The sequence below is a fragment of the Massilia sp. BAP21 genome (assembly GCF_057801335.1).
In genome coordinates, this window is record NZ_CM173596.1 from 825,515 (window position 1) to 849,012 (window position 23,498).

General features: G+C 64.3%; 22 protein-coding genes. 10 read left to right on the forward strand and 12 right to left on the reverse strand.

Annotated features, from left to right (window positions below):
* Positions 1-9: 9 nt before the first annotated feature.
* The 4 genes from ACWYRN_RS03545 to ACWYRN_RS03560 all read left to right on the forward strand — a co-directional run bounded on the left by ACWYRN_RS03545 (position 10) and on the right by ACWYRN_RS03560 (position 5,538).
* Positions 10-417: a hypothetical protein gene (locus ACWYRN_RS03545; protein ID WP_229437954.1), complete on the forward strand. Its 408-nt coding sequence runs from the start codon at positions 10-12 to the stop codon at positions 415-417.
* An 84-nt stretch (positions 418-501) separates the two neighbouring features.
* Entirely contained in the window at positions 502-2,070 is a 1,569-nt protein-coding gene (locus tag ACWYRN_RS03550; protein WP_488691157.1) for a methyl-accepting chemotaxis protein, read from the forward strand.
* 510 nt (positions 2,071-2,580) lie between these two features.
* Positions 2,581-4,272 carry a type IV-A pilus assembly ATPase PilB gene (pilB, locus tag ACWYRN_RS03555; protein WP_488691158.1) on the forward strand — a complete coding sequence of 564 codons (1,692 nt, stop codon included), beginning with the start codon at positions 2,581-2,583 and terminating at the stop codon, positions 4,270-4,272.
* 30 nt (positions 4,273-4,302) lie between these two features.
* Positions 4,303-5,538 carry a type II secretion system F family protein gene (locus ACWYRN_RS03560; RefSeq protein WP_488691159.1) on the forward strand — a complete coding sequence of 412 codons (1,236 nt, stop codon included), beginning with the start codon at positions 4,303-4,305 and terminating at the stop codon, positions 5,536-5,538.
* A 217-nt stretch (positions 5,539-5,755) separates the two neighbouring features.
* On the opposite strand, the gene ACWYRN_RS03565 is transcribed toward ACWYRN_RS03560, so the two are convergent.
* The 8 genes from ACWYRN_RS03565 to ACWYRN_RS03600 form a co-directional block, all read right to left on the reverse strand.
* Positions 5,756-6,493 carry a hypothetical protein gene (locus ACWYRN_RS03565; protein WP_488691160.1) on the reverse strand — a complete coding sequence of 246 codons (738 nt, stop codon included), beginning with the start codon at positions 6,491-6,493 and terminating at the stop codon, positions 5,756-5,758.
* Positions 6,494-6,568: 75 nt separating this feature from the next.
* Complete coding sequence (locus tag ACWYRN_RS03570; RefSeq protein ID WP_488691161.1) at positions 6,569-7,381, reverse strand: SDR family NAD(P)-dependent oxidoreductase; 813 nt, start codon at positions 7,379-7,381, stop codon at positions 6,569-6,571.
* Positions 7,382-7,393: 12 nt separating this feature from the next.
* Positions 7,394-8,134 carry a haloacid dehalogenase type II gene (locus ACWYRN_RS03575; protein WP_488691162.1) on the reverse strand — a complete coding sequence of 247 codons (741 nt, stop codon included), beginning with the start codon at positions 8,132-8,134 and terminating at the stop codon, positions 7,394-7,396.
* Between the two features lie 209 nt (positions 8,135-8,343).
* Positions 8,344-9,618, reverse strand: a complete 1,275-nt coding sequence (locus ACWYRN_RS03580; RefSeq protein WP_488691163.1) for an NAD(P)/FAD-dependent oxidoreductase — start codon at positions 9,616-9,618, stop codon at positions 8,344-8,346.
* 33 nt (positions 9,619-9,651) lie between these two features.
* Entirely contained in the window at positions 9,652-10,851 is a 1,200-nt protein-coding gene (locus ACWYRN_RS03585; RefSeq protein WP_488691164.1) for an RNA-guided endonuclease InsQ/TnpB family protein, read from the reverse strand.
* A gap of 161 nt (positions 10,852-11,012) precedes the next feature.
* Complete coding sequence (locus ACWYRN_RS03590) at positions 11,013-11,960, reverse strand: quinoprotein relay system zinc metallohydrolase 2 (protein WP_488691165.1); 948 nt, start codon at positions 11,958-11,960, stop codon at positions 11,013-11,015.
* Positions 11,961-12,770, reverse strand: coding sequence for a quinoprotein dehydrogenase-associated SoxYZ-like carrier (locus ACWYRN_RS03595; protein WP_488691166.1), 810 nt, complete (start codon positions 12,768-12,770; stop codon positions 11,961-11,963). It lies immediately after the preceding gene.
* 192 nt (positions 12,771-12,962) lie between these two features.
* Positions 12,963-14,147: a pyridoxal phosphate-dependent aminotransferase gene (locus tag ACWYRN_RS03600; protein WP_488691167.1), complete on the reverse strand. Its 1,185-nt coding sequence runs from the start codon at positions 14,145-14,147 to the stop codon at positions 12,963-12,965.
* Between the two features lie 147 nt (positions 14,148-14,294).
* Here ACWYRN_RS03600 and ACWYRN_RS03605 point away from each other — a divergent pair, with 147 nt between their 5' ends.
* From ACWYRN_RS03605 to yidD, 5 genes are all read left to right on the forward strand, one after another.
* Positions 14,295-15,161 (forward strand): prepilin peptidase, encoded by an 867-nt coding sequence (locus ACWYRN_RS03605; RefSeq protein ID WP_488691168.1) that lies wholly within the window; start codon positions 14,295-14,297, stop codon positions 15,159-15,161.
* A gap of 5 nt (positions 15,162-15,166) precedes the next feature.
* Positions 15,167-15,808 carry a dephospho-CoA kinase gene (gene coaE / locus ACWYRN_RS03610; protein ID WP_488691169.1) on the forward strand — a complete coding sequence of 214 codons (642 nt, stop codon included), beginning with the start codon at positions 15,167-15,169 and terminating at the stop codon, positions 15,806-15,808.
* Between the two features lie 93 nt (positions 15,809-15,901).
* Positions 15,902-16,657: a cell division protein ZapD gene (gene zapD, locus ACWYRN_RS03615; protein WP_229437970.1), complete on the forward strand. Its 756-nt coding sequence runs from the start codon at positions 15,902-15,904 to the stop codon at positions 16,655-16,657.
* A 14-nt stretch (positions 16,658-16,671) separates the two neighbouring features.
* The gene (yacG, locus tag ACWYRN_RS03620) at positions 16,672-16,860 is read left to right on the forward strand and encodes a DNA gyrase inhibitor YacG (protein ID WP_488691170.1); all 189 of its coding nucleotides are present in this window, start codon (positions 16,672-16,674) and stop codon (positions 16,858-16,860) included.
* Positions 16,861-16,862: 2 nt separating this feature from the next.
* Positions 16,863-17,333: a membrane protein insertion efficiency factor YidD gene (gene yidD / locus ACWYRN_RS03625; protein ID WP_488691171.1), complete on the forward strand. Its 471-nt coding sequence runs from the start codon at positions 16,863-16,865 to the stop codon at positions 17,331-17,333.
* 247 nt (positions 17,334-17,580) lie between these two features.
* Here the strand turns inward: yidD and ACWYRN_RS03630 are convergent, their stop codons facing one another.
* The 4 genes from ACWYRN_RS03630 to argJ all read right to left on the reverse strand — a co-directional run bounded on the left by ACWYRN_RS03630 (position 17,581) and on the right by argJ (position 21,683).
* On the reverse strand, positions 17,581-18,882 hold the full coding sequence (locus ACWYRN_RS03630; RefSeq protein WP_488691172.1) for a D-amino acid dehydrogenase: 1,302 nt from the start codon (positions 18,880-18,882) through the stop codon (positions 17,581-17,583).
* A 30-nt stretch (positions 18,883-18,912) separates the two neighbouring features.
* The gene (locus ACWYRN_RS03635; protein ID WP_488691173.1) at positions 18,913-19,323 is read right to left on the reverse strand and encodes an NUDIX domain-containing protein; all 411 of its coding nucleotides are present in this window, start codon (positions 19,321-19,323) and stop codon (positions 18,913-18,915) included.
* A gap of 232 nt (positions 19,324-19,555) precedes the next feature.
* Positions 19,556-20,437: an ATP-binding protein gene (locus ACWYRN_RS03640; RefSeq protein WP_488691174.1), complete on the reverse strand. Its 882-nt coding sequence runs from the start codon at positions 20,435-20,437 to the stop codon at positions 19,556-19,558.
* Positions 20,438-20,444: 7 nt separating this feature from the next.
* Positions 20,445-21,683 carry a bifunctional glutamate N-acetyltransferase/amino-acid acetyltransferase ArgJ gene (gene argJ / locus ACWYRN_RS03645; protein ID WP_488691175.1) on the reverse strand — a complete coding sequence of 413 codons (1,239 nt, stop codon included), beginning with the start codon at positions 21,681-21,683 and terminating at the stop codon, positions 20,445-20,447.
* A gap of 183 nt (positions 21,684-21,866) precedes the next feature.
* Here argJ and ACWYRN_RS03650 point away from each other — a divergent pair, with 183 nt between their 5' ends.
* The gene (locus ACWYRN_RS03650; RefSeq protein WP_488691176.1) at positions 21,867-23,489 is read left to right on the forward strand and encodes a DUF945 family protein; all 1,623 of its coding nucleotides are present in this window, start codon (positions 21,867-21,869) and stop codon (positions 23,487-23,489) included.
* Positions 23,490-23,498 lie beyond the last annotated feature (9 nt).

The window sequence follows — 23,498 nt, forward strand, 5'->3', positions numbered from 1 at the left end:
GAGCGCAGCATGAACAAACTGATCTCCGCAGTGGTGGCCGCAGCCGCCCTGGCCGCCTCGGTGCCGGCCCTGGCCGAAGTGGTCGTGGTGGTGAACCCGAAGGCCGCCGAAGCCTCGATGACGAAGGACCAGGTCGCCCAGTTCTTCCTCGGTAAATCGAGCGCGATGACGCCGATCGACCAGTCGGAAGACTCGCCGCAGCGCGCCGAGTTCTACAAGAAGGTGACCGACAAGGACGCCTCGCAGGCCAAGGCCCTGTGGTCGAAGCTGGTCTTCACCGGCAAGGCCACGATGCCGAAGGAAGTCGCCAACAGCGCCGCCGTCAAGGCCGCCGTTGCCGCCAACCCGAAAGCGATCGGCTACATGGACAAGGCGTCGGTCGACGCCAGCGTAAAAGTGGTCTACACGGCGCCGTAACAGGGGCCGACAAGCTGTTTTCGACGATTCCCGCCCCGCCGGCCCTGCCTGCGGGGCGGTTTCATGAATAGTGAGAGACAAGACATGAGCATCAAGCGCAGGATTTGGGCACTCCCGGTCATTTCGACCCTGATCTTCGGCCTCGGTATCGGCGTGAGCGCGATGATCGCGACCGACGCCCTGAAGTCGATCAATTCCACCGAAAGCGTGGATTACCCGGTGCTGGACGCGTCCAAGGCATTGACCCTGGAAATCGGCGACGTCACCGACGCCCTGCGCGACGCCGTCACCGAAGGCGACAAGGCGCGCATCGAGGAAGTCGGCAAGCAGGCCGACAAGGTGCGCGCGCACCTGCAGCAGTTCGGCGCCATCGACGGCCAGGCTGCCAACGGCGCGCGCCTGCTGAAGGAATTCAACGACTACTATGCACCGGCCCTGTCGGCCGCGCGCATCATGCTCGAGATGGAAGAAGGCGACCCGCAGGCCGTGGTCGGCAAGATGCAGAGCAGCCTGGCCGTCCTGAGCGCCGACCTGGACAAGACCCAGGCGCAGGCGAAAGAGCAGTTCAAGGCCGGCATCGCCAACAGCGAGGGCAATGTGCGCCGCGTGCTGTGGACCATGATCCTGACCGCGCTGATCGTGATCGCCAGCCTGGCCGCGGTGTCGTGGTTCATGGTGCGCGCCATCTGGCAGCAGCTCGGCGGCGAGCCGGAATATGCGCGCGAGATCGCCCGTGCGGTAGCCGCCGGCGACCTGGCGATGGACATCCGCACCGACGCGAAAGACAGCGCCAGCCTGCTGGTGGCGCTGAAGGAAATGCGCCTGCGCCTGGCGACGATGGTGGCCGAGATCAAGGGGTCGGCCGAGACGATTGCGGTGGCCAGCGCGGAAATCGCCAGCGGCAACGCGGACCTGGCCGGCCGTACCGAATCGCAGGCCGCCAGCCTGGAACGCACCGCGCGCGCCATGGACGAGCTGACCGGCGCCGTGCGCCAGAACGCGGCCAACGCCAACGAGGCGAATGCGCTGGTGGTGAGCGCCACCGACATCGCCACCCGCGGCGGCGAAGTGGTAGGCGGCGTGGTCGCCACCATGGGCGACATCAACACCTCGGCCAAGAAGATCGTCGAGATCATCGCGGTCATCGACGGCATCGCCTTCCAGACTAACATCCTGGCGCTGAACGCGGCGGTCGAGGCGGCGCGCGCCGGTGAACAGGGCCGCGGTTTCGCAGTCGTGGCCGGCGAAGTGCGCAACCTGGCCCAGCGTTCGGCCGCGGCAGCCAAGGAGATCAAGGAACTGATCGGCGACTCGGTCTCGAAGGTGAACGCCGGCAGCGCGCTGGTCGACCAGGCCGGCGAAACCATGGGCCAGATCGTGGCATCGGTGAAGAAGGTGCACGACATCATGGCGGAGATCAGCATGGCCGGCCAGCGCCAGAGCGAAGGCATCGAGGACATCGGCCGCGCCATCGGCAGCATGGACGAGATGACCCAGCAGAACTCGGCCCTGGTCGAGGAAGCCTCGGCGGCGGCCGAATCGCTGACCGAGCAGACCGGGCAACTGACCGGGGCGCTGTCGGTGTTCAAGCTGGCCGAGCAGGGTTCCGGCCCGGCGCTCGGCAAGCGCGCGGCGCCGCTGGCCTTGCGTTGATCGGTTTGCTGACTATATAAATAGACAGGCGCCTGCGGGCGCCTGTTTTTTTTGCGCTGTAGGGTGGTCGGCTATACCCGACCGTCAACCTCCACGCGACTTGAACGCCGCCCACGCGTCGATCGCTGGCGGCTCCGCTTCCGCGCCGGATGATCTTGCCGCCTACGATAGCAACGTAGGGTGGGCACAGAGCGCCCACCCTACCTGATCACGCCGCCGGCCATTGTATGCGCCGCGTCAACGCAAGCGCCGGATACAATGCCTGATCAATCTGGTCAAACCGTCCATAACCATTGTCCGGGCATCAACAAACCCCAGCACGTGCCAATCTGTCTACGTGGCGCGCACGCATCTATCTCAATTGGATTCGCTTTACAAATTTGATGCCCATAGGCATCATCCGAAGAGATCTTCCGCGTGGTTCAGGCCCCCGCGCGGCTCTCTTGTCCTTCCTCTAACACCACAGCGCATATGGCAGCAGTCCTCCCGAACGCGACTTCAGGCACACCGATGTCGGGTTTGGCGCGCGCGTTGGTCCAGGCTGGCCGCCTGACCGCAAGCCAGGCCGATACGCTGCAAAAGAAGGCCACGCTCGAACGCGTTTCCTTCATCGACGCCCTGGTGGTGGGCGGCGCGATCGATTCGCAGTCGCTGGCCGTGTTCTGCGCCGAGACCTTCGGCTATCCGCTGTTTGACTTGTCCAGCTTCAGCCTCGACGCCCTGCCGGCGGGCGCCATCGACGCCAAGCTGATGGCGGCCCAGCGCGTAGTGGCCCTGGCCAAGCGCGGCAACCGGCTGTCGGTGGCAATTTCCGACCCCACCAACTCGCAGGCCCTGGACCAGATCAAGTTCCAGAGCGAGGCCGCCGTCGAGCCGGTGATCGTGCCGCACGACGCCCTGCTCAATTTGCTGGTCAGCCTGGCCAAGGGCGCCGAGCAAAGCCTGGCCGAACTGGCCGGCGAAGACGGCGAGATCGAATTCGCCGAGGAAGAAGCGGCAGCCGCCGCGGCCCAGCCGGAAGCGGCCAACGAGGTCGAGGATGCGCCGATCGTGCGCTTCCTGAACAAGATCCTGATGGACGCCGTGAACCTGGGCGCCTCGGACATCCACTTCGAGCCCTACGAAAAATACTACCGCATCCGCATGCGCGTGGACGGCGTACTGCGCGACCACGCCATGCCGCCGCTCTCGATCCGCGACAAGCTGGTCTCGCGCATCAAGGTGCTGGCGAAACTCGACATCTCGGAAAAGCGCGTGCCGCAGGACGGCCGGATGCGCCTGATCCTCTCGCCCACGCGCACCATCGACTTCCGCGTCAGCACCCTGCCCACGCTGTTCGGCGAAAAGACCGTCATGCGTATCCTGGACGCGACCCAGGCGCAGATGGGCATTGACGCCCTCGGCTACGACCCCGACCAGAAGGCGATCCTGCTCGACGCCATCTCGCGTCCCTACGGCATGGTGCTGGTGACGGGGCCCACCGGCTCGGGCAAGACCGTGTCGCTGTACAGCTGCCTGAACGTGCTGAACAAGCCGGGCATCAACATCTCGACCGCGGAAGACCCGGCCGAGATCAACCTGCCCGGCGTGAACCAGGTGAACGTCAACGACAAGGCGGGCCTCACCTTCCCGGTGGCGCTGAAGTCCTTCCTGCGCCAGGACCCGGACATCATCATGGTCGGCGAGATCCGCGACCTGGAAACCGCCGACATCGCGATCAAGGCCGCGCAAACGGGCCACATGGTGTTCTCGACCCTGCACACCAACGACGCGCCCTCGACCCTGACGCGCTTGATGAACATGGGCGTGGCCCCTTTCAACATCGCCTCGTCGGTGATCCTGATCACCGCGCAGCGCCTGGCGCGCCGCCTGTGCACCTGCAAGCAGCCGCTCGAGATGAGCCGCGACGCCCTGCTCGGCGCCGGCTACCGCGAGAGCGACCTCGAAGGCGACTGGAAGCCCTACGGCCCCGTGGGCTGCGAGCGCTGCCTGGGCTCGGGCTACAAGGGGCGCGTGGGCATCTACCAGCTGATGCCGATTTCCCCGGCCATCGAGGCCCTGATCCTCGCGCACGGCAACGCGATGCAGATCGCCGCCCAGGCCGAGAAGGACGGCGTGAACTCGCTGCGCCGCTCGGGCCTGTTGAAAGTCAAGCAGGGGCTGACCAGCCTCGAAGAAGTGCTCGGCTGTACGAACGAGTAACGGATAAGAAACAAGCGAAACAGGATCAATATGGCTACCTCCCTCCCCACCCGCAGCCGCGGCGGCGCACAGGTCAAGGAATCGGTCTACGCCTGGGAAGGCAAGGACAAGACCGGCAAGACCGTGCGCGGCGAGCTGCGCGCCGGCGGCGAAGCCATCGTCAACGTGACGCTGCGCCGCCAGGGCATCATGGTCACCAAGGTCAAGAAGAAGATCTACCGCTCCGGCCGGAAGATCACCGACAAGGACCTGACCATGTTCACGCGCCAGCTGGCCACCATGATGAAGGCCGGCGTGCCGCTGCTGCAGTCCTTCGACATCGTCGGCAAGGGCCATGCGAATCCGTCGATGTCGAAACTGATCCTCGACCTGCGCGCCGACATCGAGACCGGCACCAGCCTGAACAACGCCTTCCGCAAGTACCCGCGCTACTTCGACCCGCTGTTCTGCAACCTGGTGGGCGCCGGCGAACAGGCCGGTATCCTGGAAGAGCTGCTGCACCGCCTCGCCGTGTACAAGGAAAAGACGCTGGCGATCAAGGCCAAGATCAAGTCCGCCCTCACCTACCCGATCGCGATCCTGGGGGTGGCCTTCATCGTCACCGCGATCATCATGATCTGGGTGGTGCCGGCCTTTAAATCCGTGTTTTCCAGCTTCGGCGCCGACCTGCCCACGCCGACCCTGGTCGTGATGAGCATCTCGGAATTCTTCGTGCAGTGGTGGTGGGCGATCTTCGGCTCGATCTTCGCCTCGCTCTACTTCTTCTTCCAGTCCTGGCGCCGCTCGCTCAAGATGCAGCAGGGGATGGACCGCCTGCTGCTGCGCCTGCCGATCTTCGGCAGCGTGATCCGCAAGGCGACCATCGCGCGCTGGACCCGGACGCTATCGACCATGTTCGCCGCCGGCGTGCCGTTGGTCGAGGCCCTGGATTCGGTCGGCGGCGCCTCCGGCAACAACGTCTACCTGGAAGCGACCAAGCGCATCCAGACCGAGGTGAGCACCGGCACCAGCCTGACGGTGGCGATGCAGAACGCGAACGTGTTCCCCAGCCTGGTGACGCAGATGGTGGCCATCGGCGAGGAATCCGGCGCGCTCGATTCGATGCTGGGCAAGGTGGCCGATTTCTTCGAAGAGGAAGTCGACGAGGCCGTGGGTGCGCTGTCGTCGCTGATGGAGCCGCTGATCATGGTGATCCTGGGGGTGCTGATCGGTGGCCTGGTGGTGGCGATGTATTTGCCGATCTTTAAGCTGGGGTCGGTGGTGTAACACACCAGACAACTGGGATCATTTCAGGTCTGACGTTCGAACACGGCCTCAGCTCTCATACGCAAGAAGCCGGCGAGGGAGCAGAGTGCGCCCTCGTCTCGGCAGGCAGGAAGGCGGGCCTACAAAACAGCGCAAAACTCGTGTTCAAATGTCAGTATTGGCCCCGGCTATTTGGCTTACACCATGTTGATCCGTGCAATCATTGTTCCGCAGGTGCTCAAGCTGCGGGCGTCCAGTGAGGTAATTCGTTCTTGTGCGGCAGCTGATCTGCAGCCCAATCAAACATTCCGCGCGGATTGGTGCACAACTGGGCCAGTAGCGAAAACGCAGCGCGCAGTTTCAGTGCCTCCGGACCGGACTGTATCATGTCGCATGTAACGAATCGCTTGCGCTCAGCCTGCCATTGGAGAATGTTGTCTTCCTTGACCAAGAGCGGGAGCGTTTCTCCCGCCACCCTGATCGGGATATGAGGCAATATCGTAACGCTGGTGCTCTTGTAAGAGTAATCAGAATCGACAAGTCGAAAACCTCCTCCCGGCAAGCCACGGAACAGGAAATGTCGATCAATCGATTTTGCGCCACCGATACCAGCGGAGGCAGAAAAGTCACAGACACCGTCGCCATCAAAATCGGTCCAGGTAATAACGCTAACCTGACCATTCGGATACTGGAACCCATGTAAAACAAGAGCGCGCCTTGCTGTCTCTATCTCTTCATGCGTCCACGGTGTCTCGTCCGTAATGTCTTCACTTGGTTCGCCAGAAGGATCGTACTGGACTAAATATTTGGCCAGTTCCTTACGGGACAGCTGCGCTGATGCACATGTGAGCGGAGCTGCCAGCGTCAAATTCTTTCCGCTAACGGTTAGTTGTTTTTCTGTTGCATATGTTGAGCCTGGAATGCCACCTGCAGCAAGTGTCATTACATACAAGGCACCCAGGTTCAATATTTTCATTCGAAAACTTTCACTTGCTCCATACGAAGATAGCCAGTCCTTCGCCCATGAGGGCCACTTTGCGGCCAGCAACCCCTAGTCTTTCAACCCCGATCCCGGCTCGGCATCTGCAGCATGCAAATCAGCCTTCACCGTATCCGGCGCCAGGTTATTGACGATGTTCCCGATCACCTTGCTGCTCGTCATGCCGGCGACGACACGGTCCTTCCCGGCCTTCATGGCCTCGTAACCCTCTGCCGCCACCTTGCTCGGGGCCGCCTTCTCGCCCATGCCGAGCTTGTTGGTATCCATGCCGGCGCGGTGCCAGAACGGCGTGTCGACCTGGCCCGGCAATAGCAAGGTGATCGTCACGCCGCTGTCCTTGATCTCCGACTTCACCGCTTCCGCAAACGAAATCAAAAAGGCCTTCGTGCCGCCATATACCGACTCGTACGGCGTCGGCATGGTGCCCGAGATCGACGCCGTGTACAGCAGCTTGCCGGAACCCTGCGCCACCATGTCCGGCAGGATGCGTTTCGTCAGGTGCACCTGGGAGACGATGTTCAACTGGATCATGTTCAGCTCCGCTTCCAGGTCGGTGCCGCCGATGAAGTAGCCGCCCAGGCCAACACCCGCATTCAGGGCCGCCGCGGCCAGCGGCCGGCCAAGAGCGGTAACCGCAGCGTACAGCGACTCGACGCCATCGAACTTCGTCAGGTCGGCAACGACGATCTCGGCGCCGGCGCCGGTAGCGCGGACGGCTTCGGCGGTGCGTTCGAGCAGTTCGCCATTGGTCGCGGTGATGACCAGGTCATAGCCGTCGGCTGCGAAAAGCCGGGCCAGTTCATAGCCGATGCCGCTGGAGGCGCCGGTGACCAGGGCGAGCGGGCGTTCATTCGGTTGCGTCATGTGCAGGTTCCTTTATCGTGAAAGTTGAGGGCAGCCGAGCAGGTCGGCCAATTCGATGAGACTGTCGGCGACCACATCCCAGTCGTGTTCCGGTGCCAGGTCGGTGCTTTGCTTCGGGCCGTGTTCCTGGGGCCGTCGCACGAACACGGTCCTGAAGCCGCAGGCGCGCGCTGCTTGCAGGTCGTCGTTGTGGGCGGCGACGAGCGCCACCTCGTGCGGCGGCAGTCCAACCGCTTCCGCCGACTTCAGGTAGGCCTGGGGTTGCGGCTTGTAGCTCCTGGCGATCTCGGCGCCGAGAATGGCGTCCCAGGGAAGTCCGCCAAAGCGCGACAGGTGCAACATGCCCGCGATATGGCTGTTCGACAGGGCGCCGATCGGGAAGCGCTGCTTCAGCCGGGTAAGGCCTTCGACCGCATCGGGCCATGGATCGAGCCGCTCCCAGGCGCGATTGAGATCGGCCAGATCGGCACCTGCAATCGCACCGAAATCCGCACCATGCCGCGCCAGGACGGTTTCAAGATTTTCCCGTTGCAGCACATCCAGCCGCACCCACGGCCGCTCGCCTGAGCGGACGGCCTGCATCGCAGGCTGGTACAGCGACCGCCATTCGTCGGCAAAGTCGAACGGATCGACGTCGATGCCGTAGCGTTCGAGGAAAGGTTGGGCGGCACGCGCCACTCCCGACCGCCAGTCGACGACGGTGCCGAACACGTCGAAGCAGAGAAAGCCGATGTGTTGAAGCGATGTAGTCATGAGCTTTCCTTGTGGCGCTGCTGGCTCCCCGTGGAGGGAAGCGGACAGCATGTTTCGATTGCATCGAATGAAGAACAAGAATGCCTAGTCTGACTAAAATCGGCCATGGGAAGCGCATCATTGAATGCGGCTATCATGCAAATCGATGAAGGGTGTATTCCTGGATGCCGGCCTGCGTCGCGGCGTGCGTCGCTGCAGCTTGCCGCCCGCTAGCCCAGCACATTGCTCCAGATCTGCCGCGCCCACGCATCGGCATCCCTGCCCTCCTGCGCGGACGGATGGTCCGACAGCATGCCGCTGCCCTCGGCCCGCATGCTGCCGGTGGCCGGGTCGTAGCGGTACAGGGTCGAGATGTGCATCGCCTGCCTGTCGTCGACGTAGCTGTAGCAGGTATTGGCAAAGGCCGGCGCCGGATCAAGCGCCTGCCCCAGCATCAAATCCACGATGGCGCGCGCGCAGACCTTGGCCTGGGCATTGGCCATGTGCGCCGACTTGGGCAGGCCGGCGTCGATGGCATCGCCGATGACATGCACGCGCGGCAAGACCTTCGATGCATACGTGAGAAAGTCGACTTCGCACCAGCGCCGCTCCACGTTGGCCAGGCCGACCTGTTGTGCGATCCTGCCCGCCCGCTGGGGTGGAATGACGTTCAGCACATCCGACCTCACCGTATCGAAGGCGGTCCTGACGGTCTTCGTCGCCACGTCGACTTCCCTCGGTTCGCTGCCCGGCACGTAGTCGATCATGCCCGGATACAAATCGCGCCAGGCCCGCTCGAACAGCGCGCGTTTCGAGGTGATGACGGGATTGGCGTCCAGCACCACGACCTTGGAGCGGGGCTTGTGCGTTTTCAGGTAAAAGGCGACCTGGCACGCGCGCTCGTATGGTGCGGGAGGACATCGGTAGGGCTGGGCCGGCACCACGATCGTGAACACCCCGCCGTCGCGCATCGCCGCCAGCTGCCGCTGCAGGTTCCGCGTTTGCGGACCGGCTTTCCACGCATGGGGAATGCGCTCCTGCGCCTTTGCCAGCATTGGAAAATCGTCGTAGATGAAGTCGATGCCGGGCGCGACGACCAGCCTGTCGTACGACAGCCTTTGTCCTGCCATCACGATCTGCGACCGGTCGGCATCGATCGCCGTCACGCGGCCCCGCATGAACCGGACGCCATGCTCCTGCCGGAGCGCATCGTAGCCGAACGTGAGCTGCGCCAGTGTCCTTTGCCCGCCCAGCACGCGGTTGCTCACCGGGCAGGAAACGAAATCGGCGTTCTGGTCGACGAGAATGACTTCGATGCGCCCGGCGCCCAGGAGCCGCACATACCTGGCTGCGGTGGCGCCGCCATAGCCGGCGCCCACGACCACGACCCGCCCCAGGCGCCCATGCCAACCATGGCGCTTGTGGCGGACAGGACAGGCCCCCGCCGCCAGCGACGGCTGGGCCAATCCCGCCAGTGCCAACCCGAGAACATCGCGCCTGCGCATCGCCCTACTCCGTTCTTCCAGACTTACCCAAAGCTAAGCATAGTTAACTTTTCGCTGGATTCCTACTTCACAGGGGCCGGTTTCACTCTGCGCATGGAGCACAGGGCCAGCGCCTTCCCCTCCACAGGCCGACACGGTGGAACTCACCGCCATATTTCTTAGATTGATTGCTGCGTTGACGTCGCGGTCATGGTGCGTTGCGCATCCAGGGCAGGTCCACTGACGTACGTCCAGGCTGAGTGCATTGAGCTTGTAACCACAGCAGGAACAGGTCTTGCTGCTGGGGTACCAGCGATCGATGACGATGATTTGCCCACCGCGCCGCTGCGCTTTGTACACGAGCTGGCGGCGCAGTTCGGCAAAGCCCATGTCGGCAATCGCCCGTGACAGGCACCGGTTGCCGAGCATGCCCTTGACATGCAGATCCTCGATGCCGATGGTATGAAAGCGCCGGGTGATACTTGCGCTGAGCTGGTGCAAGCCGTTCGCGCGCACGTTGGCGATCCTGGCATGCAGGCGGGCCAGTTTGGCTCTTGCCTTCTTGCGGTTGCACGAGCCTTTCACCTTGCGCGACAAATCGCGTGACAGTCGACGCAGGCGATCCAGCAAGGTTCGCAATGCCTTGGGTCCGACGACTGTCTCTCCTGTCGACAACGTGGCCAGGTGCGTCACGCCGAAGTCGATGCCGACCGCGCTTTGATTTTCGGCTGGCGGCAGCTGTGTGTCGGAGGTATCGATGCTGATGCTGGCATACCATTCGTCGGCTGTGCACGAAACGGTCGCAGAGACAATCCGTCCTGTGTAGCGCAGGCTTTCACGCATCCTCAGCCATCCGAGTTTCGGAATACGGATGCGTTTGCCATCGACCTGGAACTGGTCGTTGGTCAATGTGAACCGGTCGTTGATCCCCTTGCGCCGGAACCTCGGGTAGCGTGCCCGTTTCTCGAAGAAATTCTGGAAAGCGCGGCCCAATTGCATGATCGCCATCTGTGGCGCATTCTTTGTTACTTCCAGCATCCATGGGAATTGCGTGCGCTTGATGGCGTTGAGCTGGCGCCGCAGCGCCGCTTCGTTTGGCTTGGGCAAGGCTGGGTTGCGTTTGCACGCTTCGAATTGCCGTTCCCATTCGGCCAGTGCCCAGTTGTAAGCGAACCGCGCGGTCCCGGCTGCACGCGACAGATATGTTGCCTGCACCTTATTAGGGTCGAGTCGAATACGATGGGCCAGGATCATCGCGCCTCCTTTACCCATGTTCGACACTGTCGATCAGTTATTGGTTCCGATGACTACGGCTGCCATCCAGCCTTACAAAAATATAATACAAGTGCTTTCGTGATAGAAGAAGTTGTAAAAATCCTATCCATTCTGAATAAGATTGCATATGTTTAGACAAGTTACCGATTACTGTTATCAACCCATTCCAGAACCGGGTAGAGCAGGTTGACGTTGCGCCGGTTGACGATGTCGAAGAGTTGCCAGCGGCTGCGCTCCGAGGCCGCCGCCGTGGCCATCGTGGCGGGCATGTCGGCGCCCTGCCGGATGCTGGCGCGCACGTCGTGCAGCAGGGTCGCCAGGTAGTGGCGCTGCCTGGCCAGCGCCGCCTTCCTGTCGCGCGTCACGGGGCCGTGGCCCGGGATGGTGAGCCCGGCCGGCATCTTGTCCAATCCGTCCATGGCGGCGAGCCAGCCCTGGAGGTCGCCATCGATGGCCGGCGTGCGCTCGATGAAGAGCAGGTCTCCCGTCCATAGCGTACCGCTGGCGGCGTCGAACACGCTCAAGTCGTTGTCGGTGTGCGCCTTCGGCCAGGCCCGCAGTTCCAGCTTGCGCCCGCCCAGGTCGAGGGTCAGCCGGTCCTGCACGGTCTCGCCCGGCGCCACCAGCCTGCTCGCGCCGGCCCCGGCACCGAGTTGCTGCTTCAGGTTGCGCACATAGGCATCGCCGCGCAAGGCGAGGAAGCGCGGCAGCGTGGCATGGCCGACCAATCGCGGCCGCCCTTCTCCCTCGGCGGGATCGGCCTCGATGAAGGCGGCGTTGCCGAACACATGGTCGGGATGCCCATGCGTGTTGATGACGTAGCGGATCGGCAGCCGGGTGACGGCGCGCAGCGCCTGCTTCAGGGCCATGCCGACGGCATACGAGCCGCCTGTATCGATGACCGCGACCGCATCGCTGCCGACCACGAAGCCGATATTCGCGATGTCGCCGTCGTAGCCTTCCTCGAAATCCTTGTGCTGCCCGATGTGCACATACACGCCCGGCGCGACCTGGTCGACGCGCAGCGGCGCTGCTACGGCAAGCTGCGCGGCCGCCAGCAGCCAGGCCACGTGCATCAGGCGCCGCATCTAGCCGCCCACGTCGATCGACTGGCGGAAGCTGGCGCCCTGGCTATCGCGGATCAGGACTTGCAGGGTGCCGGCCCGGCTGGGGACGAATCCAAACCCAATCGAGGGATTTTCGCTGATGCCGATCGACGTATCGGCCGTCATCACCGGCTTGCCGTCGTAGGTGATGTCGATCTTGTCGATGAAGAAAGCGGGACGGAAGCCATGCGTGGCCAGGTCGCGCTGCAAACCGGTGTACATCGGGTGCCGGATCAGGAGCCGGGCCTTGTTGAGCTCGCCGCGCCTGAATGGTCCGTCGAGTGCGATCTTCATTTTTCCCGCTTCCGCCAGCGCCTGCGCATTGTCGCCCGGGATCGTGCCGGCGCAACCGCCGGATGCCTTCACGGTAAGGCTATTCACATACAGGCGGCCGTCGCTCGACTCGGCAACGACGTGCACCGGCGAATCGGATTCGAAGCGGATCCTGGTCGATACTTCCGCCTTACCGCTCTCCGGACGAAAACGAAATACCGCCGTCAAGGGCACGGGATTGGCGTCGACGAACAGGGTGACCGACTTGATGTACTGCGTCGCCGTCATCGGATGGTCGATGCTGAACGCGAACGGCACCTGGTCGCCGCTGGCTGCGCGCGCGGGCGCCGTTAGGCGGATAAAGGAGGCCTGCTCCAGTTGCTTGCCGGGGAAGTAAGACTGCTGCAATGCCGCCCAGGGCGCATCGGCGGCCTGGGCGCTTGCCGCCGGCGGGCAGGCCAGCACTATCAGGCTGAGGAACACATGAGAGCAGACGCTACGCTGTAAACGAGTGTTCATCATGTCAGCCTTTATCCATCACGGATGCACGGTGTCATTGCGTAGACAGACTGCGCAGACTGCGCGCGGCCTTGCCGCCAGGACGACTATAGCGCGATTTTACGCCTTCGGGTAGGCGCGATGGACCAGGATCGCGCCTGCTTGCAGGCCGGAGCCGCGCTGCCGCCGTTCACAGCCGCGCGGCGGTGATGCTCATGCCTGCGCTCCCCAGATTGCAGCCATGAATACGCCAAGCCGGCGGATGGCTTCAGCGAGCTGCTCGCTACTGGCCGCATACGACAGCCGCACGTAGCGGTCCGCGCCGCAGTGCCCGAAGTCCTTGCCCGGCGTGAGCGCCACCTGCACCTCGTCCAGCACGCGCTCGCAGAACTGCCACGCCGTCAGCCCGGTCCCGCTCACGTCGAAGTAGACGTAGAACGCTCCGTCCGGCGGCACCGGCACCGGCAGCCCGATCCCCGCCAAGCCTTCCAGCACCAGCGCGCGGCGCCGCGCGAATTCCTGGCGCCGCTCCTCGCACACGGCCAGCGACGCCGGCGTAAAGCAGGCCAGCGCCGCCCCCTGCGACAGGCTGGACGCGCAGATGTAGTAATTCTGGGCCAGGCGCTCCATGGTCGGCACCAGCGCTTCCGGCACCACGGCCCAGCCCAGGCGCCAGCCGGTCATGCCGAAGTATTTCGAGAAGCTGTTGATGACGATGGCGTCGTCGTCGACAGACAGCACCGTCTGCGGCGCGCGGCCGTCGGCATCGCGGTCGCCCAGGTTCAGGTAGATCTCGTCGACGATGCGCCAGGCGCCGCGCTCGCGCGCCCAGTCGCAGATCGCGCGCAGCTCGTCCAGCGGTACCGAGGTGCCGGTCGGGTTCGAGGGCGTGGCGATCATCAGGCCTTGCGTCGCATCGCTCCAGTTGGCGCGCACGCTGGCGGCATCGAGCTGGAAGCGCGATGCGGCGTCGGTGGCCACCAGCTTCACCCGGGCGCCGAAGCTGCTCAGGAACTGGCGGTTGCAGGGGTAGGATGGGTCGCCGACCAGCACTTCGTCGCCGCTGTCGACCAGGGCGGCCGTTACCAGCAGCAGCGCGGCCGAGGCGCCGGCGGTGACGATGATGCGGTTCGGCGAGATCGTCACGCCATGCTCGCGCAGGTAGAAGCCTGCAATCGCCGCGCGCAGGGCCGGCGTGCCGAGGGCACCGGTATAGGGCAGCGGGCCGTCGACGGCGCTGCGCGCGGCGTCCAGCACGGCGGGCGGCGGGCCGAAGTCGGGCTCGCCCAGGCTGAGCTTGATGACAGCCTGGCCTGCCGCCTCCATGGCGGCGGCGCGTTTGCCGAATTCCATGGCGAAGAAGGGGTCGATGGCCTGGGCGCGTTGGGATATTTTCATGTCGGTTTCTCGGTGTTTTGGTGCGGAATGGATTTTATCTGGCCGGCGCGCGGATCACACGTTTCACGAACCACGGAAAACCCCTAAAATAGGTTGATCTACGGCACCACTGCCCGCATCGACGCCACCTAACCGGAAGCTAGCTCTTTGGAAACTCTTCTCTTTGCCGCCCCCGCATCGCTCGGCCCCACCATCGTTGCCGGCATCTTCGGCCTGTTGATCGGCAGTTTCCTGAACGTGGTCATCCATCGCCTGCCGAAGATGATGCAGCGCGAGTCCGACAATTATGTGGCGCACGAGAGCGGCAAGGAGCTGCCGCACACCGACCGCTACAACCTGATGGTGCCGCGTTCCTGCTGCCCGCACTGCGGCCACCAGATCAGCGCGCTCGAGAATATCCCCGTCGTCAGCTGGCTGGTTTTGCGCGGCAAGTGCCGCAACTGCAAGGCGTCGATCTCGCCGCGCTACCCCATCGTCGAGCTGATCACCGGCTTGCTGTCTGCCCTGCTGGTCTGGACCTTCGGCTCGGGCCTGGCGGGCATGGGCGCGCTGCTGTTCGTGTACCTGCTGATCGCCATGACCTGGATCGACTACGACACCAAGCTCCTGCCCGACGACCTGACCCTGCCGCTGCTCTGGGCCGGCCTGCTCATCAACGTCAACGGCACCTTCGTGCCGCTGCAGGACGCCGTGATCGGCGCGGCCGCCGGCTACCTGGTGCTGTGGTCCGTGTACTGGCTGTTCAAGCTCGCCACCGGCAAGGAAGGCATGGGCTACGGCGACTTCAAGCTGCTCGCGGCGCTGGGCGCCTGGATGGGCTGGGCCATGCTGCCGACCATCGTGCTGCTGTCCTCGGTGGTCGGTGCGATCGTCGGCATCAGCCTGATCGTGTTCGCCAAGCGCGGGCGCGACAACCCGATTCCCTTCGGTCCCTACCTGGCGGCGGCCGGCCTGATCGCCCTGCTCTGGGGCAAGGACCTGAGCGCCGGCTTCCTCAGCGGCCTGCTGGGCTGACGGACATGGAACCGGCGCCTGTTACTGCATTCTCCGTCGGCCTGACCGGCGGCATCGGCTGCGGCAAGACCACGGTGGCCGACATGTTCGGCGCCCTCGGCGCGACGCTGGTCGACACCGACGCCATCGCCCACGCGCTGACCGCTCCGAACGGCGCGGCGATGCCGGCCATCCTGGACGAATTCGGGCAGGACTTCGCCACGCTTGAGGGCGCCATGGACCGCATCAAGATGCGCGCGCTGGTGTTTTCCGATTCCACTGCCCGCGCGCGCCTGGAAGCCATCCTGCACCCGCGCATCCGCGACGCCACCGCCGCCGCGGCGGCCATGGCCACCGGCCCCTACACGATCTTCGTCGTGCCGCTGCTGATCGAGTCCGGCACCTGGCGCCAGCGGGTCACGCGCGTGCTGGCCATCGACTGCCCCGAGGAACTGCAGGTGGCGCGCGTGATGGCCAGGAACGGCATGACCGAACAGCAGGTACGCGCCATCATGGCGGTCCAGGTCACGCGCGCCCAGCGCCTGGCGGCGGCCGACGACGTGGTCCTCAACGACGACGGGCTGGACGCCTTGCGACCGCAAGTCGAACGCCTGCATGCGTTTTATCTCGACGAATCGCGCCGCGCTCATGCTCCATTCGGCGCCTGATCCGGACTTCTACAATCGAAGGTTTGTAATTTTGCGTCGCATGGTTCAGAATCACGAAGTTGCCTGCCAGCCCACATTCAGAGGAATGTCACTTTGATCGTCTACGAATATCCTTTCAACGAGCGGATTCGCACGTTGTTGCGGCTGGAAGACCTGTACGAGAAATTCAAGTTCTTTGTGCGCCAGGAACACCCGATGCAGCACCACGTCGCCCTGGCGACGATCTTCGACATGCTGGAAGTGGCCGGCCGCGCCGACCTGAAGTCCGACCTGCTGCAGGAACTCGAGCGCCAGAAGCAAAGCCTGCTGGCCTACCGCAGCAACCCGAACGTGGCCCCGGAAGCGCTGGACGCCGTCCTCGCCGAACTCGACCAAGTGAGCAGCGCCCTCGGCGCCGCCCAGGGCAAGACCGGCCAGAACGTGCGCGACAACGAGTGGCTGATGAGCATCCGCGGCCGCACCATCATCCCCGGCGGCGCCTGCGAATTCGACCTGCCCTCCTACTACGCCTGGCAAAAGCGCCCGGCCGAGCAGCGCCACGCCGACATCATGGCCTGGTTCGGGCCGCTCGCTCCCCTGTTCGACGCCCTCGCCCTCGTGCTGCGCCTGCTGCGCGACTCGGGCGGCCCGGCCAGGATGGTTGCCACCGGCGGCAGCTACCAGCAAATGTTGCAGGGAAAGGTGTACCATATGCTGCGCCTGGGACTCGACGAATCGCTCGGTGCGATTCCCGAAATCTCGGCCAACAAGTACATGCTGTGGGTACGCTTCACCACCCAGGACGGCGATCTGAAGCCGAAGTCGCTGGAAGAAGACGTGCCCTTCGAGCTGACCCTCTGTAATTTCTAAGTTTAAGTATTGCCATGACCGTTGTAGCCTGCCCCACCTGCGCCAGGAAAGTCGAGTGGACGGAAGCGAATCAATACCGCCCGTTCTGCTCGGAGCGCTGCAAACAGATCGACCTGGGCGCCTGGGCCGAAGAGAAGTACACCATCCCCGCCGCCGCGCCGAACGAGTCGCTGGACGACCCGCTGGCTGACGATAAACACTGATCTTGGAGCGGCCATCCGGATTCCTCGTCCGTGTGGCCCTGGCCGCGATCCGCGGCTACCAGCGTTATCTCTCTCCCCATAAAGGTTTTTCCTGCGCCTACCGCTGTGCGACCGGGCGCGACAGCTGTTCGCGCCATGGTTACCGGGTGATCGAACGGTTCGGGCTGTGGAATGGGCTGGCGCTGTTGCGGCGCCGCCTGCGCCTGTGCGGTGAAGCTTACCGCAGCCGGCGTGTCCACGTTCCCCATCCGCTCCTGCACCACCAGCGCGGCGATTGCGTGCCTTGCGATTGCGATGCGAGTTGTCTGCCGGATCTGCACTGCGATATGCCCAGCGTGTCGTGGCGCGATGCCGACTGCGTGTGCGATGCCTGCCAGTGCGTCGATTGCGCTAACTGCGGCGATCCGAAGCAGACGTGGCGCGACTGGAAGGAACGGCGCCGCCAGCGCAGGATGCGGCGCCTGTTCTCGTAAAACGGCACGTCCATATTCGGCAGTTGTCGGCCTCAACCGTACGGTGGGCACTCCGTGCCCACGCGGTTACGTGCGTTTCCTTGCACCTGCTGCCGCGAGGTGTCGCCCCCAAAATGCAAAAACGGACACGACAGGTGCGTGTCCGTTTTTGACGTTTGCGAGCGATGTTTCGCCGCAGCAGGTGCAAGGATGCGTGCGTACCGCGTGGGCACGGAGTGCCCACCGTACGGTCCCTGTCCTGGGTCGATCAGGCCGTGACGATAATCCCACCCGGCATCTGCACCGGCTTGTTACCGCTGCCATACCGGTCCATGAACAGGCCTTCCAGCCCGATCTCCGGCTGGCGGCCCGAGACCATGTCGGCCAGCACGCGCCCCGAACCGCAGGCCATGGTCCAGCCCAGCGTGCCGTGGCCGGTGTTCAGGAACAAATTGCGGTACGGAGTCGGGCCCACCACCGGCGTGCCGTCCGGCGTCATCGGACGCAAACCGCACCAGAACTCGGCCTTGCTCACGTCGCCGCCCTGCGGGAACAGATCGGTCACCGAGTGCTCCAGCGTGTCGCGCCTAGCCTGGTGCAGGGTCAGGTCGAACCCGGCCAGTTCGGCCGTGCCGCCCACGCGGATGCGGTCGCCCAGGCGCGTAATGGCGACCTTGAAGGTCTCGTCCATCACCGTCGATTCCGGCGCGCCGGATGCGTCGGTGATCGGCACGGTGATCGAATAGCCCTTGACCGGATACACCGGGATGCGGATGCCGATCTGCTTCAGCACGAAGGGCGAGTAGCTGCCCAGCGCCAGCACGAAGGAATCGGCCTTCAGTTCACCCTGCGAGGTGACCACGCCAGTGACCCGGTCGCCTTCCACGGACAGGCGCTTGATCTCGACGCCCTGGCGGAACTTCACGCCCAGGGCTTTCGCCATCTCGGCCAGCTTCTGGGTGAACTTGAAGCAGTCGCCGGTCTCGTCGTTCGGCAGCAGCAGGCCACCGACGAACTTGCCGCGCACTTTACTCAACGCCGGTTCGTAGGCTTCGCAGCCGGCCGGGTCCAGCACTTTATACGGCACGCCGTACTGTTCGAGCACGGCGATGTCGGTGGCGGCGCCATCGAGCTGCTTCTGGGTGCGGAACAGCTGCAGGGTACCCTGGCTGCGCTCGTCGTAGGCGATGCCGGTGTCCTTGCGCAGCTGGACCAGCACGTCGCGGCTGTACTCGGCCAGGCGCACCATGCGGCCCTTGTTGATCTGGTAGCTCTTGTGGTTGCAGTTGGCCAGCATGGACAGGATCCAGCGCCACTGGTTCGGGTCCATCTTGGGGCGGATGACCAGCGGGCTGTGCTGCATCATCAGCCATTTCACGGCTTTCGCGGGCACGCCGGGGCCGGCCCATGGGGACGCGTAGCCGGGCGAGATTTCGCCGGCGTTGCCATAGCTCGTTTCCATGCCGGCGCCCGGCTGGCGGTCGATGACGGTGACGTCGTGCCCTGCCTGGGCCAGGTAATATGCCGTGGTGGTGCCGATGACACCACTACCCAAGACGATGATTTTCACAGGAGTCCTTGAACAGAGGTTGACTGCTTTTTACCTTGCGTAGCGCAGCTGATCGAGCCACTCGAGCAAGGGGATGGTTGCGGGCAGGAGCGGGGTAACGCCGACTGCCCCTTGCCACGCAAAGGCCTGGCCTTCCAGGCTCTGCGGTTCGCCGCGCCAGTCGCGGCTGATATAAAAATGGAGCCGCACATGGGCGTGCTCGTAGACGTGTTCGACGCAGCACCACTCTTCGGCGCCGACGATGTTCAAGCCCAATTCTTCGACGAATTCGCGCTGCAGGGCGTTGAAAATGCTCTCGCCCGGCTCGACTTTACCGCCCGGGAATTCCCAGTAGCCGGCATATGGTTTGCCCGCCGGGCGCTGGCCGAGCAGCACGTCGCCATTCGGGCGCATCACGATCCCGACTGCCACGTCGATAGGCCTGCTGGCGGCTTGCTGCATGAGAGAGTCCGGTTGGAAAACCCGATATTGTACGCCAGGCGCGGGCGTAGAAAATCATGGGTGTTGTGTTCCCGCCGATAGAAAATTGCGTGGGGGGATAACCCGGGTGTATGGGTTCGTAGGGTGGACACCCGTGTCCACGCGGTATGGCACGGCTCCGTTGTCGAAACGATTATTCGATATGCAAACGTGGCACCGCGTGGACACAGGTGTCCACCCTACGAAAAACCAGTCAGGGTAATTTTCCGGCGTAGTCTTTTGCAAACTGCCACGCCACCCGCCCCGAGCGCGAGCCGCGCCCCAGCGCCCATTGCAGCGCCAGCGGCCGGGCCGCCTCGATCTGCTCCGGCGTGCAGCCGAAGCTGGCCAGCCAGTGCGCGACGATGCCCAGGTAATCGTCCTGGCGGAAAGGATAAAACGACAACCACAAGCCAAACCGCTCGGACAGCGAAATCTTCTCTTCCACCGTCTCGCCCGGATGCAAATCTCCATCCTCGCCGTGCCTGTAGCCGGCGTTATCCGACATCTTTTCCGGCATCAAATGGCGCCGGTTCGAGGTCGCGTAGATCAGCACATTGTCCGACTGCGCCGAAATGCTGCCGTCCAGCGCCACCTTCAGCGCCTTGTAGCCAGCCTCGCCTTCCTCGAACGACAGATCGTCGCAGAAGATCACGAAGCGCTCCGGCCGCGCCGCCACCAGGTCGACGATGTCCGGCAAATCGGCCAGATCCGCCTTGTCCACTTCGATGAGCCTGAGCCCCTGGTCGGCAAAATCGTTCAGGCAAGCCTTGATGAGCGACGACTTGCCGGTTCCGCGCGCCCCGGTCAGCAGCACGTTGTTGGCCGGACGGCGAGCGACGAACTGGCGCGTGTTCTGCTCCAGCTGGCGCTTTTGCGCATCCACGTGCTGCAAATCGGCGAAGCGGATGGTCGACACATGCGCCACCGGCTGCAGCCACGCATTGCCGCCACCCGCCCCATTCCCCCGGCGGCGCCAGCGGAAGGCGAAGCTGCGCTTCCAGTCCGGCTCGCGCGGGACCGCCGGCGGCAGCACCGCCTCGAGCCGCGCCATCAAACCCTCGGCGCGGTGCAGGAACTGTTCGAGCGGCGTCATGCCTGCTTTACGAGCGGTAGTCGGCGTTGATGCTGACGTAGTCGTGCGACAGGTCGCAGGTCCAGACCGTGGCCGTGGCATCGCCGCGCGCGAGCTTCACACGGACCAGGATCTCGGCCTGCTTCATCACGCGCTGGCCATCGGCTTCCTGGTAATCCGGATTGCGTCCGCCGGCCTTGGCGACCCAGACGTCGTCCAGGTACAAATCCAGCTTGGTGACGTCGAGGTCGTCCACGCCGGCATAGCCGACCGCGGCCAGGATGCGGCCCAGGTTCGGGTCCGACGCGAAGAAGGCGGTCTTCACCAGCGGCGAGTGGGCGATCGCATAGGCGATCTTGCGGCACTCTTCCAGGTCGCGGCCCTCTTCCACCGTGATGGTGATGAACTTGGTCGCGCCTTCGCCGTCGCGGATGATCTGCTGCGCCAGGTTGCGCGAGATGTCGGTGACGGCATCGCGCAGGGCTTCATAGTCGGCGCCGCTCGCTTCGTTCACGACCAGGCCGCCGGCGCCGGTGGCCACCAGGATGAAGGAATCGTTGGTCGAGGTGTCGCCGTCGATGGTGATCGAATTGAAGGAGCGGTCGGCCGCGTACTTCACCAGTTCGTCGAGCACCGGCTGCGCCACCTTGGCGTCGAACGCCAGGTAGCCGAGCATGGTCGCCATGTTCGGCTTGATCATGCCGGCGCCCTTGCTGATGCCGGTCATGGTCACTTCGTGGCCGCCGATGGTCACCGTACGCGAGGCAGCCTTCGGCTGGGTGTCGGTGGTCATGATCGCTTCGGCGGCGTTGAACCAGTTGTCCGCCTTCAGGTTCTCGACAGCGGCCGGCAGGCCGGCGACGATCTTCGCGATCGGCAGCTGTTCCAGGATCACGCCGGTCGAGAACGGCAGCACCTGGCCGGCTTCGCAGCCGAGCAGCTTCGCCACTTCGGCGCAGGTGGCCTGGGCGTTGGCCAGGCCGGTCTCGCCGGTGCCGGCGTTCGCGTTACCGGTGTTGACCACCAATGCGCGGATCGGCGCACCGCCATCCGTCACGGCTGCCAGGTTGGCCTTGCTCACCTGGACCGGCGCCGCGCAGAAGCGGTTCTTGGTGAACACGCCGGCGACGGTGGCGCCATCGGCCAGGCGCATGACCAGCAGGTCCTTGCGGTTGGGCTTCTTGATGCCGGCTTCGGCAAAACCGATCTCGATACCGGCAACCGGCTTCAGGTCGGCGGCGACGGGCAGGGGGGAATTCACGGCCATGGTGGTCTCTATGAAAAGATTACGAATCCAATATTGTACTGCGCACGCGGGTGCGCCGGCGCAATGCGCACAGCCAGCAACAATAAGCACCATGCATGGACGAATTTATTTACGTAAGGCATTATTGCGAGATTAAAAACATAACAACACTTGTCCATGATGAAAAGAGAATATATAGCCAGTATGTTGGCCCTTGCACTCGGCAGTGCGCCGCTTGCCCTGGCCGCGCCAGCGACGCCTGCTGCCGCACCACCCGCCGAGGCGCAGAGCAAAGTGACCGTGATTGCCGCCGACGAGGTGCCGCCATCCCAGCCTGCCGCCAGTACGAAACTCGCGGGTGCCGCGACGGCGGTCATCAAGGAAATCCAGCAGGTCCTCGACGGCAAGGAAACGCTGGTGCGCAAGCTGGAGCGCCTGACGACCTTCCGTCATACGCCCGAGACCGCTGCTGCGCTGATGCCCATCTTCGGTAACGAACGTCCCTGGTCGCTCGAAAAACGCGCCACGTCCGGCGCCCCCGCCTACCGCTGGACCCTGCAGCCGCTGCGTCTTGCCACGCCCGGCGGCAGTTTCCTGGAATGGAGCGATTTCCCGGTCGATCTGACGATCGACAAGAGCGGCAAGGGACTGCAGTTCGACGGCACCTGGACTACCCTGTCATTCGAGAGCGAATCCGGTCGCGTCGAGATGCGCGACGCCACGGTGAGCGGCGTGCAGCGCCAGGGCAGCGGGCCGTTCTGGCTCGGCACCATGGAAGGCAACATTGCCAGCGTGGCCTTCGATGTCCGCAAGCCGCAGGCGGCCAGTTTCATGATGCGCGACCTGTGGATGCGCAGCCAGGTGCAGGAGCGCGCGAAGACCGTCGAGTACGCGCAATCCTTCGGCATCAAGGCGTTCGAGGTGGCCGGCGAACAGCTGGACGACCTGGTCTTCTCCTACCGTCTCCGCAACCTCGACAAGGCGGCACTGACCGCGCTCTACCAGGCCGACCGGAAGCTGGATGCGAAGCGCACGCCGGCGGCCGAACTCGAGGCTTTCCTGCCGCTGTTCCGGCAGTTCGCGCGCACGGCGTCGAAGAACAGGACCACGCTGCACGTCGACGAGATCAGCGCCACCTACCATGGCCACAAGGCCGTGCTGAGCGGCAGCGTTGTCGCAACGGGCGTCACCGAGGCCGACCTCAAGGACATGGCCCGCTTCGTCAAGCGCATCGATGCGCGCTTCGAGCTGCGGGTACCGGTGTCGCTGCTGCGCGAAGTGGCCACGCGCATTGCGCAGCAGCAGGCCAAGGCCGCGCAAGGCGGCGCGGCGCCCGATGTCGCCAAGACGGCCCAGGACATGACCGATGCGATGGTCGGCAAGGTGCTCGGTAACGGCTACGCCAGGCTGGAGAACGGCGTGCTGGTGGCGCCGATCGCGTTCCGCGGCGGCGTGCTGCGGGTGAACGGCAAGCTAGTCGAGATGCCGAAGAAGCCGGCCCCGCAGCAGGGCAAGCTGCCGCCTGCCAAGCTGCACACCTTCATGCAGGCGCGCCGCATCAACGACTCCTGCACCCTGCCCGACTATCCGGCAGCCGTGATCGAGCGCGATGCGCCGCTGGAAGTGCGCTTGAGGTACACGGTCGATGCGAACGGCGTCCTGCGCGATGTGCAGGTGGCGCAGGCCAGTGCGGAACCCGGCTACGACGCGGCCGTGCTGCAGGCCTTCGGTAGCTGCCGCTTCATCCCTGCCCTGCAGGACGGCAAAGCGGTCGAGCACACCGACACCTTCACGCTGTCGCGCGCGCCGGGCAGCACACGCCCCTGAGCCACTCCA